Genomic DNA, 15,582 nt, shown 5'->3' with positions numbered 1-15,582 from the left:
TTGCGAGAAAAATTACGCAGTAATTCGACGAAGCAATCTCAGAAGTTTGTTATTATTTCATGAGATTGCCACGCAGCCTACTGCTGCTCGCAATGACGATTTGGTATCTATATAAAGATAGCCCCAGTATGACAAGAAAAATTTTGATGGTGCCGGATATCGGATTTGAACTGATGACCTACCGCTTACAAGGCGGTTGCTCTACCACTGAGCTAATCCGGCATATTAATATGATTATAGAGAAGAGATATGTGCTGTCATACCGTGGCTTGACCACGATATCTAGACAAACAACTTTTAATAGTCAAATTTACTAAATCCCGCAATCAAATAGCGGGATGACAGGGGCTGAATTGATCCACACAATCAATGCCTGCTCGCAATGACGAAAAATACACTATAAACTAAGCTTCTTTAGCTTCCTTTTTACTTGGTCTAGCTTTACGGTTTTTTGCTTTCACTTCCATTTCCTTTTTAACTTTCTCAGGAAGAGTAACACCCGCTTGCTCAATAAATTTTGCGACTCGCTCAGTTGGTTTAGCACCGGTGCCCAGCCAATATTCTATACGATCTTTTTTTAAAACAACACGCTCACTATTATCTAAAGCAAGCATTGGATCATAAGTTCCGACTTTTTCTAAAAAGTCACCGTCACGAGGTGCTGTTGCGTTAGCTACTACTACACGGTAAAAAGGACGCTTTTTAGCACCGCCTCTAGCTAAACGAATTTTTACTGCCATATATTACTTACAATTATTTTATTTTTTCTTCTTTAAAAAGAACATGTTTTCTAACTACTTTATCATACTTACGAAAAGAAAGCTTCTCAGTTTGGGTCTTCGGATTGCGTTTCTTTACCCAAAAAACACCTGTGCCGGCAGTACTTACTAGCCTTACCAAAACATTTTTATTTTTCTTTGCCATTAGCTGACACCTTAAATCAAGATATTATTTTATTACTCTAAAAAAAGCAGAATAAAACGAAATTGAAAAATAGTCAAGTAAAAACTAGGCATTGCAAAATAAAGAGAGATACGTCATTGCGAACGACTAAAAGGAGTGTGGCAATCTCGGGAAATTAAAACTAGATTGCCACGCTCCTTTTAGTCGTTCACAATGACGCCAATTTTTCAAATTAAACGAGTTACCGTCCAAATAAGCGTTCGATATCCTTAATCTTCAACTCAATATAAGTAGGTCTGCCGTGATTACATTGACCTGAAAGCAGCGTATTTTCCATTTGACGCAGTAAGGCATTCATTTCATCTGCCGATAATTTTCGTCCTGCTCTAATAGAGTAATGACAGGCATAAGTTTCCGTTACATGCTCGATTAACTCTGTCAAAGCTATATTCTTGCCAAAATCCGATAAATGATCGGCGAGATCTTGAATTAACTTTTGTACGTTTACATCTCCAAGAATATTTGGAATTTCAGTTACTATAATAGATTTTTCGCCGAATTTTTCTAGAGTTAAACCGAGTTTATATAGTTTTTCTCTATGGTCATATAAACAATCTGCTTTTTTTTCATTTGGCAGTTCTACTATCTCAGGGATAAGCAAACGCTGTTTGATTAACTCTTCCGTTTTAAGGTAATCTTTTATTTTTTCATACCCTAAACGTTCGTGTGCTGCATGCTGGTCGGTAATCACTATACTATCTTCGGTTTGTGAAATAATATAAGTCGTATGAAGTTGTGCTTTAGCTGCCCCAAGTTTATATTGTTTACGGGTTTGCTGTTCATATTCTATACGGTTTTCTACTTCTTGTTCTATTTTAGCATGTGATAATGTATCGATTAATTTTTGACAAACATGATTTTGAGGAACTGTATTAAGTGTAGAATGAGTAGTAGGTCTATAATCTGCCGATTTACTATTAACCTTTATAACTTTACTTACTGGCGATTGTTTGTTAACTAAAGGATTTTTAAATAACTCAAGAGCATCAGAGGCGATAGTAGTAGAAGAAATAACATGGCTTTTATTTGTTAAAGCATTTTTAATTGCTTCTATTAATAAGTTTCGCACATAATTCGGGTCATGAAACCTAACCTCTGCTTTTGCCGGATGTACGTTAACGTCAACAAGTTGCGGATCGATTTGTAAGAATATAGCACATAGCGGATAACGATCACGAGCTAAATAATCTTGATATGCTACCCTTAAAGCTACCTGTAATAATTTATCTTTTACCGGTCTATTATTAATAAATAAAAACTGATCTTCACTTGAAGCTCTATTATATGTCGGGCTACTAGTATAGCCGCAAATAGAGAAATCAGGTGTTTTGAAGTCTATATAAACGGCGTTTTTTATAAAATCATCACCTATTACATCAATTATACGCTGTTTTAGGTTAGTTTTAGCATCTTTATTTTGTCCCTTTAGTTTTAATAAATTCTTGCCGTCATGTGTTAAACTAAAAGAAATTTCAGGATGTGCTAGAGCGATTTTCTTAACCACATCTACAGTTGCTGCAAGCTCTGTTTTATCGGCTCTAAGAAATTTTAAACGTGCAGGTGTTGCGAAAAATAAATCACGTATCTCTATTTTAGTACCTTCATTATGAACAGAAATAGTAACTTGTTTTTCATTGCCGCCAATTAACTTAATCTGAAATGCTTTGTCGGCATCTCGTTTTTTAGAAGTAATTAGCATTTTGCTAATAGCAGCAATAGACGGCAGTGCTTCACCCCTAAAACCGAAAGTATGAATATTTAGAAAATCGCTTTCATCAAACTTAGAAGTTGTATGACGTTCAACGGCAATTTCTAATTCCTTATCAGTCATACCGATACCGTCATCGGAAATAATGATTAGATTTTTACCGGCACGTTCTAAAATAATATCTATTTTAGTACTACTTGCATCAACAGCATTTTCAACTAATTCCTTTACTACCGATGCGGGCCTTTCTATAACCTCACCAGCAGCAATTCGGTTGATAGTACTTTCTGACAGAAATTTTATAGTCATTTTGTTACTAATTTAAATTTCTTACTACAATATGGGCAGATAACTTCCTTTTTTTCTTTATCTATCTCTAAATAAACTTTCGGATGGTCATATGGAGGTTCTTTGCCCTGGCAAGATACAGATGCATCAACGCTATTAACAATTTCCATAGATTTATACATTATTTCTTTAAGTGAAATCTAATATAAGTTACTTTTAAATAAAAGACAAATATTACTTGATTAACTATGTCATCCCGTGACTTAATCAGCTTTGTTGCATGGTTCTAATTTTCTCGTCATTGCGAGGAAATTACGTAAGTAATTGACGCAGCAATTTAGTGCCAAAGTTCTGAGATTGTCACGCAGCCTATGGCTGCTCGCAATGACGATTTAACGGTATGACAGTGCATATTTTATAAGGTATTTATATAAGGAGATAAAAATGAAAGAATTCGGTAAAATAGACATATTAGTAAATAATGCAGGTATTCAGCATGTTGCTCCTATCGGTGAATTTTCTGAAGATAAATGGGAGCAAATTTTGCGTATAGATTTAATAGCATCTTTCTATACTACAAAATACGCAATACAGATTATGAAAAAAAACGGCTTCGGGCGAATTATTAATATCGCTTCCGCTCATGCATATGTCGCATCACCCTTCAAGTCGGCATATGTAGCAGCAAAGCACGGTATCCTTGGACTTACCAAAACCGTTGCTTTAGAAGTGGCTGAGAATAATATTACAGTTAATGCTATCTGTCCCGGTTACGTCAACACACCCTTAGTAAGGAATCAAATAGCAGATACTGCTAAAGCTAGACATATCAGTGAAGAATCAGCGTTAAGGGATGTAATCCTTAAATCTCAAGCTACGAAAAAATTTGTAGAAGCTGATGGAATAGCAAACTTAGTAATATTCTTATGTGACGAAAAAGCTTCATCAATAACAGGTAGTGGACTCTTGATAGATGGCGGCTGGACGGCACAGTAGTTTTTAATTCTTAATATTGGTTAGTTATTGAGAAATAACTAACAATAAAAACTTCTTGCAAAAATTTAATTTACTCCTTTACACTTGAAATAAACCACAATTTATTCAAGGAGGAATTTATGCCAGAAAAAAAACATCTACATTTTCAAACTGAAGAAACTGAATTAAATAGGGTAAAAATACCAAATTAATTCATTTTAAAGATGAACTGGGCAGCCCCATAGATGGGCAATTAGTTATAGGAGAAGTTGAAGAAGTAAAAGAAAAAGAATTTTCTAGACCCGTAGAAGTTGAGGTAAAGCGTAATTTGGATACAAAGCTCTAATCTATCTTGGAATTATTAAAAATACGAATTAGATTTCCATGAAGAAAAACTTTACGCATATGATCTTAGTGGTACAAAAGTTGGAGAAGTAGGTGATTTTAGAAAAGTAGTATTAGATGAGAATATTAAGCTTGATGAAACTATTCTTCAAAAAAAATGGTAAATTCTTAGATTTAGAAGGTAAAGCTTTACAAAATCAAAATCAGTGTATACAAAAAGGTAGCGGAGTTTACCATTTAAGTACTGCTACAGACGTAAAATATTTTGATAAAGATTGAAAGTATTAAGACTTCAAAAGGTGTTACGAATCTTAACACAAAGCCCGTAAAAAGTGCTCTTAAAGGTAGCAGAGAAGCTGCAAAAATAGGAGAAAAACTACGAAAACAACAAGAAGAACAGAAATTTGCAGGAATTAAAAAGCCAAAAGGAGCTAAACTTACAAAAGTAGGAATTCCGGTAGTTCCCACTAGAGGATAACTAAGTTATAAGTGCTTGACCATTATAACGTGTATATTATAATAGTTATGACCAAATTAGTGTGTACGTTATAATAGTCATAATAAATTATGACTATTATTTAGCCTTTTTGCATGTCTAATATAGCTTGTATTTGAGCTTGTGTCTCAAAGTCATTTGGCTCTAATTCTAATGCTTTATTGTATGCTTCAAATGCTAGTTCGTATTTTTCAAGCTTTCTTAATATTTCTGCTTTATTGTTATATTAAGGCATAAGGATGACTTGGATCTACTTCGATTGCCTTATTATAAGCTTCTAAAGCTAAATCGTATTTTCCCAACTGAATCTATGGCAATAACGACTGCCGGGATAGGGCTCTTACCAAGTTATAAAACTATTGGAATTGTTGCTCCTATTATTATCAGACTCATACAAGGTTTTTCTTTAGGAGGGGAATTTAGCGGTTGTATTTCGTATATTGTAGAACATGCTTCGTTCGAGCAGCGAGGACTTGCGGGGAAGTAGCTCAGTTGTTAGTATGTGCGGCGGTATGCTGCTTGGACTTGGTACAGCAGCTGGTTTTTCTTATTTTATGCCTGCCGATATGCTATTTGAATGGGGTTGGAGGATACCTTTTATTGCCGGTTTATTTATTAGCTCCGTAGGTTTATATATTAGAAAAAACCTAGCAGAAAGTCCTATTTATAAAAAAGCTAAGGAACAGGGCGTTTAGCACGTTTTCCTTTACGAGAAACATTAACAAAATACCCAAAAGAACTAAAATTATCGCACTTGGTCTGTATATTACCGTAACTGCTCCTTTTTATACTTCTACGGTTTTTATTGGTAATTTTATGCACACAACTCGGTTATGCTAATCAGCAAAGCACAATTGTTAGTAGTATAATATTAATCGTAATGATGATAGTATTTCCTATATCTGCGTATGTTTTGGATAAGGTGGGGCGACGTCCTGTACTAATATATGGGGGGATTATCTTGTTAATTTTATCAGTCTATCCTATTTTTGTAGCCTTAGGGTCGATGAATTTTACTTTAGCTATATTAGCTATAATATCTCAAGTAATATTTGCTGGAGTTATTAGCATTTATATGAGGCCTATTCCAACGGTTTTAGTAGAGATATTTCCGACTAGCATAAGATTTACCGGTGTTGCACTTTCATACAACCTTGCAGCTGCTATATTTTGGCGGTACTGCTCCAATGTTAGCAATGATGTTAACGAAAGTTACCGGAGACAATTATGCTATTGCATATTATTTAATTGCACTTGCCTTGTTATCTTCTATAATTCTAAAATTCTATAAAGAAACCTATAAAAAGAATCTAGTAAATTAATATGAGCGAATGAGCGAAGTTTTTGAAATACCAAACGGTGAAAGCAAGGTTTTACTCCATTGTTGTTGTGCTCCTTGTGTTGGTCCTTTAATGGAAAAAATGATCAATACCGGCATTAAGTTTATGCTTTTTTTCTATAATCCTAATATTCATCCTAAAAAAGAATATGAGCTTCGTAAAAACGAAAATATTAAATTTGCCGAGAAACATAATATAGAATTTATCGATGCAGATTATGATCCGCAAAATTGGTTTAGGCGTGCTAAAGGGATGGAGTTTGAGCCTGAGAGAGGTATACGCTGTACAATGTGTTTTGATATGCGTTTCGAGCGTACGGCTTTATATGCTTATGAGAACGGCTTTAAAGTTATAACTAGCTCGCTTGGTATTTCTAGATGGAAAGATATGAACCAAATTAATGAATCAGGAACTAGGGCGGCATCTCATTATGAAGGGGTGACCTATTGGACTTATAATTGGCGTAAAGACGGCGGTGCTAGCAGAATGTACGAAATTGCCAAAGAAGAGAACTTTTATAAACAAGAATTTTGCGGCTGTGTTTATTCTTTCCGTGATACTAACGATTGGCGAGTAGCAAACAATCGCCCTAAAATCGAGATCGGCAAGGAGTATTATTAAGACCTCAAATTAAAAAATATTTTATTTTTTTGAATCTTTAATATTATAATAATCTAGACAATCTAGCTATATGAGGATTTTATATGAATAAATGGCAGTTACACGAAGCAAAGAATAAGTTAAGTAATATTATTGATATTGCAATGCATGGTACCCCTCAATGTATTACAAAAAGGGGTGAAGAAGCAGTTGTAATTATTAGTATAAAAGACTATAAACAACTTACTAAACAAAAACCTGATTTTAAAGAATATTTATTGAGCATACCTAAGATAGATAATTTGGATATTCAGAGAGCAAAAGGGTATGCTAGAGATTTTGAATTATGAAATATTTATTAGATACTAATGTTGTATCTGAAATTCAAAAGAAAAAATCCAATTCTCAAATAGCAGTATGGTTTTCAATTGTTCATTCTAGCCAGTTACACTTAAGTTGTATTACTATCGGCGAAATAAGAAAGGAAATATCAAAATTAGCAAAGAAAGATAAAATAGCAAGTTTGAAATTAGAAAAATGGTTAGAAAGAATAATAATAGATTATAATGAAAGAATTCTTAATATTGACAAAGAAATATGTGAGGAGTGGGGTGAATTAATGAGTATTGATAGTACGAATGCAATCGATGCTTTAATAGCTGCACAGGCAAAACAAAGCAATATGATACTAGTTACTAGAAATATCAAACATTATAATATATAATATGTTTAATATAAAAATATTCGATCCTTTTAACTGATCAAAATTTTCTTTCCCAATAATAATATCCTATGAAAAAACTATCATTTCAGCAAATTATTCTGACATTACAAAATTATTGGCAGGATTATGGCTGTGCAATATTGCAGCCTTACGATGCCCATGTCGGGGCTGGTACGTTTCACCCTGCAACTGTGCTTCGCTGCCTTGGTACTAAACCTTGGTCTGTTGCATATGTTCAGCCATCAAGAAGACCAGGGGATAGCAGGTATGGCATGCATCCTAATAGAATGCAGCATTATTATCAGTTTCAAGTTATCTTAAAGCCGTCGCCGGATAATATTCAAGAGTTATATCTTAAAAGCTTAGAATGTTTAGGCATAGATTTAAAAATTCATGATATCAGATTTGTTGAAGATGATTGGGAGTCGCCAACCTTAGGTGCTGCCGGGCTTGGCTGGGAAGTATGGTGTAATGGTATGGAAGTATCGCAATTTACTTATATGCAGCAAATCGGCGGTATTGAATGCCGTCCCGTTGCCGGTGAAATCACTTATGGACTCGATAGGCTTGCTTTATATATTCAAGGTGTTGATGAAGTAAGAGAGCTTGATTGGAACGGACAAGTAGACGAAAAAGCTTTAAAATACGGTGAAGTGGATTTCGAAGCTGAACGGCAATTTTCAAAATATAATTTAGAGCTTGCCGATAGTGAAATGTTACTGCGACATTTCAAGGATAGCGAAGACCAGTGTGAGAGATTAATCAAAGCTAATTTACCTATGCCGGCTTATAATGAATGCCTTAAGGCAAGTCATGCATTTAATCAACTAAATGCACTTGGAGTAATTAGCGTCACTGAGCGTGCTTCTTATGTTTTAAGAGTGCGTCATTTAGCTAGAATTTGTTGTACAAAATGGTTGGAGATGAACAAGTGAGCGAGTTATTATTAGAGCTATTTAGCGAAGAAATTCCGGCTTTTATGCAAAAAAATGCTGAAGAGGGTTATTTAAATATATTCACGAAAATTTTTGAAGAAAACGAAATATTTGCAAAAGTGCAAGTATTCGTGGGACCTCGCAGGATAACGCTACATGCTACCCATTTGCCAAAGATAACTTTGCCAAAAGAGGAAGAAATTAAAGGACCAAGCATAGAAGCTCCGGAAGCCGCTATTAATGGTTTTTGTAAAGCTCATAATGTTAGTAAATTAGAGCTTTCTACTAAATTAATTAGTAATCAGCTATATTATTTCTTTGTCAAAAAAACAGAAGAAAGAGAAATAAAAGAGATTTTGCCGGAGATTATTATAGAGGCTATTAATAAATATAGCTGGGCAAAATCGATGTTTTGGGGTGATTACAAAATAAAATGGATTAGACCTCTGCGAAATATTTTATGCATATTTGACGGCGAAATATTACCGGTGCAATTTGGGCATTTAACCGCTAATAATATTACGTATGGGCATCGTCTTACTGATAATAAAAAATTAGAAGTAACAGATTTTGAAGATTATAGAAATAAGCTTTTAGAAAATCATGTTATTTTAGAAAGAACAAAGAGAGAGACAATAATTAAAACCGGTTTACTGGAACTAGCAAGTTCTCATGATTTAATTATAAAAGAAGATAATTGTTTAGTAGAAGAAGTAGCAGGGCTTAGCGAATTTCCTGTTGTATTGCTTGGAAAAATCCCGCAAAAATTTTTAGAGTTACCTAAAGAAGTACTTATTTCTTCGATGCGTACTCATCAGAAATATTTTTGTTTATTTGATAAAACAGGAAATTTCACACCGTATTTTCTCTTTGTCAGTAATGGCAGATTTACAAATGCTGAACTAGTTATTCAAGGTAACGAGAAAGTTCTATCGGCACGTCTTTCGGATGCTTTATATTTTTGTAAGCAGGATATAGCTAAAACTTTAGAATCAAGATTAGGCCAATTAGAAGCTGTAACATTTCATGCAAAGCTTGGTAATTTAAGAGAAAAAATTGAACGCATAACCGATATTTGTAATTATATAGCTCCAAATAATAAGGATTTGATTACAGCAGCTAGGCTTTGCAAAAGTGATCTTGTTTCTGAGATGGTCGGGGAATTTCCTGATTTACAGGGGATTATGGGTTATTATTATGCAAAACATGAAGGGCTAAATGCAGAAATAGCCGCTGTAATTAGAGACCATTATAAACCGCAAGGTTTGAGCGACAATGTACCAAGCGGAAATGCGGCTTTACTTGCTTTAGCCGATAAGCTAGATAGTTTAGTAGGTTTGATGATAGCAGGGGAAGCACCAACAGGCTCAGGTGATCCATATGCCTTAAGACGTCAAGTTCTTGGTATAATAAGAATAATACTTGAAAATAAATTAGAGCTAAATTTTAATGATTTAATTAATTTTTCTATAAACTTATATAAAGATTCATCTGACGAAAATAAGAATTTAATAATATCTTTTTTTGAAGAAAGAGCAAAATTTTACTTTAAAAATGACTATGATATTGCGTTAATTAATGCAGTTCTTGACTTAAATTTAGTAGATACAAACTTTAAGCTTGATGCGTTAAAAGAATTTTTAATAGAAGACGCAGGCAAGCAATTATTAAATGCTTACAAACGAGCTAGCAATATAATTGGTGATCAGAAAATTACCGGCTTAGTTGATGCGAGTCTCTTTAGTACACAACCTGAAAAAGAATTATTTGAAGTAATCCAAAAAATTTCTCCGCAAATTATAGATAGTATAGCTGATAAAGATTATAAGAAAGCCTTAAATTTATTATCGTCTCTATTAACTCCCATTACTAGCTTTTTTGATAATGTACTCGTTAATGACTCTGATCCAAAGATCGCTCAAAATCGTTTGTCGTTATTACAGAATATTTGCGAATTATTTGATAAAGTAGCTAAGTTTAACCGCTTATGATAAACAAAGCAGTTCAATTTATAAAATCAGGTAAAGTGGTTGTTTTTCCAACTGAAACAGTCTATGGGATTGGTGCGGATGCCACAAATAATGAGGCGTGTTTAAAGATTTTTCAGTTCAAAGAGCGCCCTGCTATCAATCCGCTTATCGTGCATGTCTCCTCCATAGAGCAAGCAAAGGAAATAGGGGAGTTTAACGATTTAGCTACAAAAATAGCAGAAAAATTTTGGTCTGGACCATTATCTATAGTTGTCCCTTTAAAAGAGAATGCAAATATTGCCCCTAGCGTAACAGCAGGACTAAATACCATAGCGCTTCGGATACCGTCTTATCCTGTAGCGTTAGAGCTTATCAGACAATCAGGCATACCTATAGCTGCCCCAAGTGCTAACCCTGCAAACTATATTAGTCCTACTAACGCTGAGCATGTCACAAAACATTTTAAGGATAATCAGGAAATTTTTATTTTAGCACCTGAAATCTATCAATCTAAATATGGGCTAGAGTCAACGATAATCGATACAACGACTGTTACTCCTACTATTCTTAGAGAAGGGTTTATAACTGCTGAAATTTTAGGAGAAATACTAGGGATAGAAGTTTTAAAAGCATCAGAGACAAGTACTATAAAAGCTCCGGGAATGCTTGCAAAACACTATTCACCAAAAGTACCGGTTAGGCTAAATGCTATAAATTTAGAGGATAAAGAAATCGGATTAAATTTTGGCAATAGCAATCTTACAGGAAGATTCTCATTAAACTTAAGTGTAAAAGGTAACTTTATAGAAGCCGCTGCAAATCTTTATGCTTATTTAAGAATACTTGACGATTATGCTGCATCTCATGATGTAAGAGGTATAGCAGTTAGCCCTATACCTCAAGTGAATATAGGAGCTGCAATTAATGATCGCCTAAAACGTGCCGCAAAATCATAAATTTCGGCGTTCTATTCGCCTTAATAGCTTTTTGATGATATTTGGTAATTACATAGTTATCGTGCGGTTTTAAATAATCATTTTTATTTATAATTTCAAAATTACCGTTCTGCTGTATTAACTCTATTGCTTCATAAAAATAATTTTCGATATCGGAAGCAAATACTAAATTACCATTGTCTTTTAGCTTATCTTGTAAAATCTTAAGTCGTTCTTTATTGAAAATACGTTTCTTCTTTTGCTTATTTTTTATCCATGGATCGGGAAATAAAATATAAATTCCATCAAAGCTATTACTTGGTATCTCATTTAATATTAAATCCAAATTATTAGGGAATAATAAAAAATTCGTGATATTTTGTTCACCTGCAAGCTTTAAAACATTTGCAACTCCGTTTAAATATACCTCTACCCCAATAAAAAGTGCATTAGGATTCATTTTAGCTTGATTAATGAAATGCTCACCCATACCAAAGCCTATCTCAAGAAATACTTTACGTTTTTCATTTACAAGCTTTTCTTTAGAAAATAAATATTTTGGTAGTTCGTTATCTAATAAATTCTGTTGCACTCCTGATAAGCTTTTACCGATACGTCTTGCATATGACCGATTGAGATTAATAGGAGTAAATAATATTACCCTACTGTGACCTTGTAGATCCTTATAAACGCTTTCAATATTATAACCATGATCTAAGAAAATTTGGGTTACCGCTTCTTCCTGTTTAAACCCTATTTCTAATATAATCTTACCGTTTGGTTTTAAGAATTGTTTGGCATTTTCGGCGATGAGAAAGTACGCTTGCAGTCCGTCTTTTTCAGCAAATAAAGCAATAGACGGTTCATAATTGATTGTTTCAATTGCCATCTCTGATTTTTCGCTGTGAGCTATATATGGCGGGTTGCTAACGATAAAATCAAATTTCTGAGTTTCAATATTCTCAAACCAATTACTGTGAATAATCTGAATGCGATCCGTTACCGCATATTTTGCCGCATTACTTTTGATAATTTCTATAGCATCAAGACTTATATCGGTCGCAATTACATTAGCATTCGGTAACTCACATAATAGACTGATAGCAATGCAGCCGCTACCTGTGCCAAGTTCTAGGATATTTAAGAATTTGTCATTGCAGTTTTCGCTTATGTCATCCCCGCTTTCGCGGGGATGACATTGAAATACAACATCCACTAAAACTTCAGTATCGCTTCTTGGAATTAATACATGTTTATTAACAATAAATTCACGTGAGTAAAATTCTTTAACACCTGTAATATATGCTATCGGTTCATGCTTTAATCTTCTCTCTAACAGTTTTTCAAAAGCTTCTATCTCGGCTTCATTTAACTGCTCATCAAGATTAATAAGTAAATACTCAATAGGTTTATTTATAACATGCTGTAGTAAAATTCGTGCTTCTAATTGCGGCGAACTAATACCTATTTTATTTAATTTATCTGTAGCGTCACTAAGAATTTGCTTTATAGAACATTGCATGTTTTATTTTTTGCCAAAATTTTTCATTTCTAAAATCTCATCTACACTACCTAGCGGTGCTCGTTTTTTAAGTTCAGTAAATGCACGAAATAGATTATTACCAAATTTATTCTTATAATATTAGGGTTCTAGAGTTATAATATCTATTTTAAGATAATTTTTGGTTTTAGGTATTTTAATTATTTTCATAAACCATTTTATGTTATTATATCACCAATTATTTCTGAATAATATTCATGTTCTATATAGCTATTTTTAAAGCTAAGATTTGCTAATGTTTCTAAATCACAAGTGATTAAAGGTTCTTGTTCGTGTTGATTTTTTAATAAATAAGGACTAGTGTACAAAACCAAGCGAACTCTCTTTTTATCTGGTCAGCAGTTAGTTTATTTAGTACTTCACCATTTTTCCCATACAAAATAAAGTCAGAAAAAGCACCATATCCTGCTTCGGTAAATTTTATGGGAGCTTTCTTCTCACCTAAAATTTCTTGTTGATTTTTTAAAATATTATTCTAAATAAGCTTTAAAATAATGCTTATTATACTCTTGTCCCTCATATTGTATACACTTAGTATTTTGATATTTAGATTTTAATTCCTCTAAAGATTCTTGCGGTATTTTTGTGTCTTGATGTCCTATATATATTTTATCTAAAATTTGTTTTTTCTCATATTCTTTAATAATAATATGAGTTATATTTTTTGTTGGAACAGTAATCATATATTCTTTTTTGTTAGGATAAATAATCTCTGCACATTTAGCAATAAAAATATGAAGTTTAAGCGAAAGACTTGAATGTTTTTTAGTATTATTATAGTCATATATTGGAGCTTTTGTTATTCCTATATGTGAAATTTGCGTTTTGAGAAGTTGTCATAGTTGTAATCATTTCTACCGATGATATATCAATACTACTTTTCTGTTCCCATACTTTATTATAGGTACATATACATCTGTTAAATCTTGGTCATGATATTCTATACTAGAGTCAAAAGCATCTCTAAGTCCTATAAAAGCTTTTCTATATTCTTTTTTCCCGGACTGGTTTATAAACTCCCCCTGTTTCTTTAAGAAATTTTGCCAAGTAGTTACATTTACTCCATTAACTTTTACCATATAAAAATGTAAATCATCTTCTACTTACATAATGATAAATTTCTGATTTTACTTCTTGTGCTTTATATAGCTTTGTAAAAAGATGTTGTAAATTAGAATATTTTTCATCTATTTTACTGAAATCAAATTCAGAGAAAATTCGCAGAGTTTGCATATATTGCATGTCTATATTATCAGGTGCTTTTGCTTCTTTGCATGCAACTTTTATTAATTTATTTAATTGTTCTTCTTGCTCATTAAAATCATTTTTTTAAATTCTTCTAAAAATTTTTTTCCTATAATTTGCATCATCAATATACGTACTATTATTAATATCTATGCCTGTTTTTAATCTTAGAGAAAGAATTTCATTGACGAATTCAGAAATTTTAATTTCATGTTCTGTACTAATATTGGGAAGAGCTAGCAATTTTTATAGATTGCGGTTTAAAAGATAAATTATTACCTAATTTTAGAATAAAATCTTTTACTTCTGACCAATCTCTATAATTTGATATATCTAAGGAAATAATTTTGTCTGTGGCGGTACTTAAATCTTGCAGAAAAGTAAAAATCTCTTCTAAGCTCGCTTTTTGTTTTCTAAGGTTTAAAATACCCTCTTCCATAGAATATAAGGCTTCTTCTAATTTAGCATTAGATTTTTTCATTTTATAAATCTTTTAAATATTTAATCCTTAATATTATTTTAAAAAAATTAATATTTTGTTAATTATAAACTAATTATCTCTTCTATATCCCTTGGCAACTTACAAGAAAATTCCATAATCTCATTACTAGTCGGATGAGTAAAACTTAAATACCAAGAATGCAGGGCTTGACGTTTAAAATCAATTAATTTTGCTTTTAGTTCAGGGGGAGAATGAGCAATTTTTCGGTCGTTATTGCCGTAAGTTTGGTCGCCGACTACCGAATGTTTTAAATGGCTTAGCTGTACTCTAATTTGGTGAGTTCTACCCGTACTAAGCTTGCACTCCACCATACTAATACTACCTTTATAAAATAATTCTAGAGTCTTATAATGTGTAACGGCTTCTTTGCCGCCATATTTTAATATGGTCATTTTTTGGCGATCGCTTCGGCTGCGACCTATATTATTCTTAATGACTCCTTCTAGCGGATTTATTACTCCCCACACTAACACTTTATATTTCCGTATTACCTGCCTTTGTTCTATCTGATTTGCAAGTAGCATATGTGCTTTATTATTTTTAGCCACTACCATCAAGCCCGTAGTGTCTTTATCTAAACGATGTACTATCCCGGGTCTTTCTGATGAGCCGATATCCGATAAGTTTTTTGTATGATGTAATAAAGCATTAACAAGCGTATCGTCATGATGCCCTGCTCCCGGGTGTACCGTCATACCTGCAGCTTTGTTAATTACTATCAAATTATCGTCTTCATATATTATATCAAGTGCTACATTTGCTGCTGCAATTTTTAGCTCTTCAGGTTCTTTAAAAGAAAATAATATAATATCATTCTCCTTGACCAAAACATCAGGATCAGAAATAATTACATCATTAACTAGTACTTGCGAATCTTTAATAGCTTTTTGGATTTGATTCCTTGAAACATTTTCAAGAAGTGATGATAGAGCTTTATCAAGCCTTATGTCATTTAGTTCGTGTGGTACGGAATATTTTAACATATTTTAATTTTA

General features: G+C 32.9%; 19 protein-coding genes, 1 tRNA gene and 4 pseudogenes. 10 read left to right on the top strand and 14 right to left on the bottom strand.

Annotated elements, in window-relative coordinates; translation table 11 throughout:
- Nucleotides 1-147: 147 nt before the first annotated feature.
- The 5 genes from MCC_RS00245 to MCC_RS07360 all read right to left on the bottom strand — a co-directional run bounded on the left by MCC_RS00245 (nt 148) and on the right by MCC_RS07360 (nt 3,141).
- Nucleotides 148-222, bottom strand: a tRNA-Thr gene (locus MCC_RS00245).
- Between the two features lie 182 nt (nt 223-404).
- Nucleotides 405-740 carry a 30S ribosomal protein S16 gene (gene rpsP / locus MCC_RS00240; protein WP_014408043.1) on the bottom strand — a complete coding sequence of 112 codons (336 nt, stop codon included), beginning with the start codon at nt 738-740 and terminating at the stop codon, nt 405-407.
- A gap of 13 nt (nt 741-753) precedes the next feature.
- On the bottom strand, nt 754-924 hold the full coding sequence (rpmG, locus tag MCC_RS00235; RefSeq protein ID WP_004997072.1) for a 50S ribosomal protein L33: 171 nt from the start codon (nt 922-924) through the stop codon (nt 754-756).
- A 220-nt stretch (nt 925-1,144) separates the two neighbouring features.
- Complete coding sequence (gene mutL, locus MCC_RS00230; RefSeq protein ID WP_014408042.1) at nt 1,145-2,980, bottom strand: DNA mismatch repair endonuclease MutL; 1,836 nt, start codon at nt 2,978-2,980, stop codon at nt 1,145-1,147.
- Nucleotides 2,977-3,141 carry a zinc-finger domain-containing protein gene (locus MCC_RS07360; RefSeq protein ID WP_008579257.1) on the bottom strand — a complete coding sequence of 55 codons (165 nt, stop codon included), beginning with the start codon at nt 3,139-3,141 and terminating at the stop codon, nt 2,977-2,979. The genes mutL and MCC_RS07360 overlap by 4 nt, the downstream gene beginning before the upstream one ends.
- Before the next feature lie 262 nt (nt 3,142-3,403).
- Here MCC_RS07360 and MCC_RS00225 point away from each other — a divergent pair, with 262 nt between their 5' ends.
- The 3 genes from MCC_RS00225 to MCC_RS07145 all read left to right on the top strand — a co-directional run bounded on the left by MCC_RS00225 (nt 3,404) and on the right by MCC_RS07145 (nt 4,757).
- On the top strand, nt 3,404-3,955 hold the full coding sequence (locus tag MCC_RS00225) for a 3-hydroxybutyrate dehydrogenase (RefSeq protein WP_014408041.1): 552 nt from the start codon (nt 3,404-3,406) through the stop codon (nt 3,953-3,955).
- Nucleotides 3,956-4,396: 441 nt separating this feature from the next.
- Entirely contained in the window at nt 4,397-4,558 is a 162-nt protein-coding gene (locus MCC_RS09765) for a hypothetical protein (protein WP_231288710.1), read from the top strand.
- Entirely contained in the window at nt 4,545-4,757 is a 213-nt protein-coding gene (locus tag MCC_RS07145) for a hypothetical protein (RefSeq protein WP_049749381.1), read from the top strand. The genes MCC_RS09765 and MCC_RS07145 overlap by 14 nt, the downstream gene beginning before the upstream one ends.
- A 100-nt stretch (nt 4,758-4,857) precedes the next feature.
- Here MCC_RS07145 and MCC_RS10995 read toward each other — a convergent pair.
- Nucleotides 4,858-5,083, bottom strand: a pseudogene (locus MCC_RS10995) (tetratricopeptide repeat protein); the annotation flags it as partial.
- On the opposite strand from MCC_RS10995, the pseudogene MCC_RS08700 reads away from it, so the two are divergent.
- From MCC_RS08700 to MCC_RS00185, 7 genes and pseudogenes are all read left to right on the top strand, one after another.
- Nucleotides 5,083-6,097 (top strand): annotated as a pseudogene (locus MCC_RS08700) (MFS transporter); the annotation flags it as partial. The pseudogenes MCC_RS10995 and MCC_RS08700 sit on opposite strands and share 1 nt — an antisense overlap.
- 9 nt (nt 6,098-6,106) lie before the next feature.
- Complete coding sequence (locus MCC_RS00210) at nt 6,107-6,736, top strand: epoxyqueuosine reductase QueH (protein WP_014408040.1); 630 nt, start codon at nt 6,107-6,109, stop codon at nt 6,734-6,736.
- An 83-nt stretch (nt 6,737-6,819) separates the two neighbouring features.
- Nucleotides 6,820-7,065 (top strand): type II toxin-antitoxin system Phd/YefM family antitoxin, encoded by a 246-nt coding sequence (locus MCC_RS00205; protein WP_014408039.1) that lies wholly within the window; start codon nt 6,820-6,822, stop codon nt 7,063-7,065.
- Nucleotides 7,062-7,476: pseudogene (locus MCC_RS00200) on the top strand (PIN domain-containing protein). Before MCC_RS00205 ends, MCC_RS00200 begins: the two are co-directional and overlap by 4 nt.
- A 31-nt stretch (nt 7,477-7,507) precedes the next feature.
- Entirely contained in the window at nt 7,508-8,374 is an 867-nt protein-coding gene (locus MCC_RS00195; RefSeq protein WP_014408037.1) for a glycine--tRNA ligase subunit alpha, read from the top strand.
- Nucleotides 8,371-10,365: a glycine--tRNA ligase subunit beta gene (gene glyS, locus MCC_RS00190; RefSeq protein ID WP_041405462.1), complete on the top strand. Its 1,995-nt coding sequence runs from the start codon at nt 8,371-8,373 to the stop codon at nt 10,363-10,365. The genes MCC_RS00195 and glyS overlap by 4 nt, the downstream gene beginning before the upstream one ends.
- Nucleotides 10,362-11,300, top strand: coding sequence for an L-threonylcarbamoyladenylate synthase (locus MCC_RS00185; protein WP_014408035.1), 939 nt, complete (start codon nt 10,362-10,364; stop codon nt 11,298-11,300). Before glyS ends, MCC_RS00185 begins: the two co-directional genes overlap by 4 nt.
- Here MCC_RS00185 and trmB read toward each other — a convergent pair.
- From trmB to MCC_RS00155, 8 genes and pseudogenes are all read right to left on the bottom strand, one after another.
- A complete protein-coding gene (trmB, locus tag MCC_RS00180) occupies nt 11,266-12,801 on the bottom strand; it encodes a bifunctional peptide chain release factor N(5)-glutamine methyltransferase PrmC/tRNA (guanosine(46)-N7)-methyltransferase TrmB (protein ID WP_014408034.1) in 1,536 nt (511 codons plus the stop codon). The genes MCC_RS00185 and trmB overlap by 35 nt on opposite strands.
- A 3-nt stretch (nt 12,802-12,804) precedes the next feature.
- Nucleotides 12,805-12,990 (bottom strand): annotated as a pseudogene (locus MCC_RS09760) (hypothetical protein).
- Nucleotides 12,991-12,998: 8 nt separating this feature from the next.
- Entirely contained in the window at nt 12,999-13,148 is a 150-nt protein-coding gene (locus MCC_RS09290; RefSeq protein ID WP_014366163.1) for a hypothetical protein, read from the bottom strand.
- Between the two features lie 162 nt (nt 13,149-13,310).
- Complete coding sequence (locus tag MCC_RS11315) at nt 13,311-13,523, bottom strand: hypothetical protein (RefSeq protein ID WP_014408033.1); 213 nt, start codon at nt 13,521-13,523, stop codon at nt 13,311-13,313.
- Between the two features lie 171 nt (nt 13,524-13,694).
- The gene (locus MCC_RS11310; protein WP_196792967.1) at nt 13,695-13,919 is read right to left on the bottom strand and encodes a hypothetical protein; all 225 of its coding nucleotides are present in this window, start codon (nt 13,917-13,919) and stop codon (nt 13,695-13,697) included.
- 13 nt (nt 13,920-13,932) lie between these two features.
- Nucleotides 13,933-14,082 carry a hypothetical protein gene (locus tag MCC_RS09280; RefSeq protein WP_196792965.1) on the bottom strand — a complete coding sequence of 50 codons (150 nt, stop codon included), beginning with the start codon at nt 14,080-14,082 and terminating at the stop codon, nt 13,933-13,935.
- A 223-nt stretch (nt 14,083-14,305) separates the two neighbouring features.
- Nucleotides 14,306-14,566, bottom strand: a complete 261-nt coding sequence (locus MCC_RS09755; RefSeq protein WP_050987074.1) for a hypothetical protein — start codon at nt 14,564-14,566, stop codon at nt 14,306-14,308.
- A 62-nt stretch (nt 14,567-14,628) separates the two neighbouring features.
- Nucleotides 14,629-15,570, bottom strand: a complete 942-nt coding sequence (locus tag MCC_RS00155; protein ID WP_014408032.1) for an RluA family pseudouridine synthase — start codon at nt 15,568-15,570, stop codon at nt 14,629-14,631.
- Nucleotides 15,571-15,582 lie beyond the last annotated feature (12 nt).

This window comes from Rickettsia rhipicephali str. 3-7-female6-CWPP, from assembly GCF_000284075.1.
Classification (GTDB): Bacteria; Pseudomonadota; Alphaproteobacteria; order Rickettsiales; family Rickettsiaceae; genus Rickettsia; species Rickettsia rickettsii.
This window is presented reverse-complemented; position numbering and strand designations above follow the sequence as displayed.